Annotated in this window: 4 protein-coding genes; all 4 read right to left on the reverse strand. The window is 37.0% G+C overall.

Annotated features, from left to right (window positions below; genetic code table 11):
* On the reverse strand, positions 1-1,539 hold a 1,539-nt coding region (pheT, locus tag ACYVTD_RS10930; RefSeq protein WP_461247802.1), incomplete at its 3' end, for a phenylalanine--tRNA ligase subunit beta.
* Positions 1,536-2,069 carry a VanZ family protein gene (locus ACYVTD_RS10935; protein WP_461247803.1) on the reverse strand — a complete coding sequence of 178 codons (534 nt, stop codon included), beginning with the start codon at positions 2,067-2,069 and terminating at the stop codon, positions 1,536-1,538. The genes pheT and ACYVTD_RS10935, both read right to left, overlap by 4 nt.
* Positions 2,069-3,082 (reverse strand): phenylalanine--tRNA ligase subunit alpha, encoded by a 1,014-nt coding sequence (gene pheS / locus ACYVTD_RS10940; protein ID WP_461247804.1) that lies wholly within the window; start codon positions 3,080-3,082, stop codon positions 2,069-2,071. Before pheS ends, ACYVTD_RS10935 begins: the two co-directional genes overlap by 1 nt.
* On the reverse strand, positions 3,082-3,277 hold a 196-nt coding region (locus tag ACYVTD_RS10945; RefSeq protein WP_461247805.1), incomplete at its 5' end, for a hypothetical protein. The genes pheS and ACYVTD_RS10945, both read right to left, overlap by 1 nt.

Here is a 3,277-nt window from a genome sequence, read left to right on the forward strand (position 1 = left end):
AAATGAATATGTTTGTATTTCAGATATTCCCGTGGCAATCAATATTTCTTTCGCTTTATTTTGGAAAGTGTCAAACTCGTCATATCCGCCACCTAAAACGCTGCCTGAAAGCGGTTTGCTAGGTATATTTTCATAACCATAAAAGCGCGCTACCTCTTCCGCAATATCCTCGATTCCCGTAATGTCAGATCTAATCACAGGAATTATAGCGATATCATTTTTAATTTCAACACCTAGCTTGCTAAGCAAATTTTCAATAAAATCTCTTGAAATTTCAGTTCCCAAAAGTTTATTTATTCTTTCGATATCCAGCTTGATTTCTGTTTGTTTTTCTTTTTCACAGGTATCTATACATCCGCCAACAATCTCGCCAGCACCCAATTCGGCAACAAGCTCGCACGCTCTATCAAGCGCAGTTTTAGCCACGCTAGGATGAACACCTCTAATGTATCGCGTGCTAGCATCGGATAACAATTGCAATCTTTTAGCCGTCTTTCTTACGGTCCCGTTTGCAAAACAGGCTGATTCAAAAACAATAGTGTTTGTGTCTTCTGTAATTCCAGAATCCAATCCACCCATGATACCAGCAACAGCTATAGGCTTTTCACCGTCAGCGATTATCAAATCAGTCGACAATAATTCTCTATCAGACTCATCTAATGTCGTAATAACTTCTTTGTCATTAGCGTTGCGAACAATAATTTTCTTGCCCGAAATTGCTTTATAATCAAACGCGTGCAGTGGCTGTCCGTATTCCAACATTACATAATTGGTTATGTCCACGATGTTATTAATAGCACGAATGCCACAATCATTCAATCTTTTTTGCATCCAATCCGGGCTAGGTCCGATTTTTATGTTTTTAATTACTCGCGCCTTATATCTAGGACATTTTGCAACATCTTCCACTTTCACAGTCAGATAGTCCTTAATATTTTCGCTGTTTTCCTTAACTTTTGGTTCTTTTACAAAAAAATCTTTTTCAAAAGCGACGGACGCTTCTCTGGCAAGAGCTATAATGCTTTGACAATCCGGACGATTTGCCGTCAGCTCGATTTCAACGATTTTCTCGTTCAATCCAAGCACTTCTTTTATGTCCTGCCCATTTTTTCCTTTGTCTAAAATTAAAATTCCATCAGCTTTTTCGCGTTTTTCGTTCGGTAATAGTTCATCAATTGAACACATCATGCCACAAGAATCCACACCTCGTAGCTTCGCTTCTTTGATTTCAAAACCGCCCGGAAGAATAGCGCCTACAAGGGCAACCGGAACAACAGCTCCTTTAAAAACATTTTGTGCTGCAGTTACTATTTGCAACTTTTCCTTGCCAATATCGACTTGGCATATTTGCAAGGCATCGCTGTTTTCATGCTTTTTAACATCCTTAATAGTGCCGACAACAACGTTGTTAATATCGGCGCCTAGATCTTCAACGCCTTCAATCATGGTCCCTGTGTTAGTCATTTTTTCTTGGAACTCTTTAATTGGAACGTCTTTTATATCAACATAATCATAAATCCAACTAATAGGAATTTTCATTTATTATTCTCCTTTGTGATTACAGCTCTTATAATTGCGTAAAAAGCGTATCCTATCATAAATCCTGTTATATTTAAAATATAGTCATCTACATCAGCAACTCTGCCTATAAAAAATTGTATCAACTCTATTGAAATTATAAAAATCGAGCCAATTACGAATAACCTCCAGAATGAACAAGCTTTTTTCCATATTAACGGAGGCAAAAACCCGAATGGCGCGAATATTAGAAAGTTGCCTATAAGGTTTACTATTCTAGTTTGAATTGGCAACTCTGCTCCCCAAAAATATTGCCTAATAGATTTTAGAGGTCTCAAGTTGCACAAAAACCTTGTTTCATATCTCGACTCTAGAGTGTAAATCATGAATACAGCAATAAACATTGAAAAAATCCACAACGCCGTTTCCCTATGCCATATAAACGATATTTTTTTCTTGCGCATATAAAGCGCTCTTATAATTAAATACGGAATTGTAAATACCAAGGCGATAGGAATAATTTTTAAGAAATAATCAACCACACTATTCATTAAAATTGTTCCAAAAACCTAATGTCGTTTTCATAGAACAATCGCAAATCATTTATTCCCAAATCCTTCATAGCAATTCGTTCCAAGCCCAATCCAAATGCGAAACCTGAATATATATCCGGATCAATGCCGACGCCTTTAAGCACGTTTCTATGTACCATTCCGCAACCTAAAATTTCTATCCAACCTTCGCCTTTGCAAACATTACATCCTGCGCCATCACATTTTGGACAAGCGATATCCATTTCGCCGCTAGGCTCTGTAAATTGGAAATGGTGAGGTCTAAATCTGGTTTTCGTCTTTTCCCCATATAATTTTTTGACAAATGTTTCTAGACACCCTTTTAAGTTTGCCATCGACACATCTTTATCAACAACAAGTCCTTCAATTTGATGAAACAAAGGAGAATGTGTGCTATCTACTGCATCACTACGATACACCCTTCCTGGAGCTATAATTCTTATCGGAGGTTCTTGATTCTCCATAACTCGAATCTGCACAGGTGAAGTTTGCGTCCTCAAAAGCACGTTTTCAGTAATATAAAAAGAATCTTGGGAGTCCCGCGCAGGATGGTCTTGCGGTATATTAAGCGCTTCAAAATTATAGTAATCTGTTTCAATTTCCGGCCCATGAACAACGCTAAAACCCATGTTAATAAATATTTCGCAAATTTTATCTAATATAATATTCAGTGGGTGTTTATGCCCAATCTTTTTTCTTTTCACCGGTAGAGAAATGTCTATCCATTCGTCCGCTAGCTTTTTTTCTAACTCCAAATCTTCAAAATTTTCTTTTAAATTCTTAATCTTTTCTTCCGAAAACACACGCAACTCATTTATTTTTTTCCCAACGACAGGTTTCTCTTCATTTGGCAACTTTCCAAGTTCTTTCATAAGAGCTGTAATCATACCTGATTTTCCAAGATATTTAACTCTGATTTCTTCAACTTCTTTGAGGCTTACAACCTCTTCTGCCTCTATCGCTAATTTAATCTCTAAAATTTTGTTGTCCATTAGTACCCCTTCACATCCATTAGAGAATCATCGCCTTCGATCCAATCTTGGACATACATCACACTATATTTCTCCGGAGTATTACGTATTACAACTTTTTCAATACCCGCATTTATAATAAGTTTTTTGCACATCGCACAAGAATTTGCGTCAGGCACTAATTCGCCGTTTTCTTTTTCAACTCCAACTAAATAT

Source organism: Treponema sp. R6D11 (assembly GCF_054786075.1).

Coding starts and splice junctions, on each gene's coding strand:
- ACYVTD_RS10935 (WP_461247803.1), bottom strand. CDS start 2,069: ATGAATAGTGTGGTTGATTATTTCTTAAAAATTATTCCTATCGCCTTG.
- pheS (WP_461247804.1), bottom strand. CDS start 3,082: ATGGACAACAAAATTTTAGAGATTAAATTAGCGATAGAGGCAGAAGAG.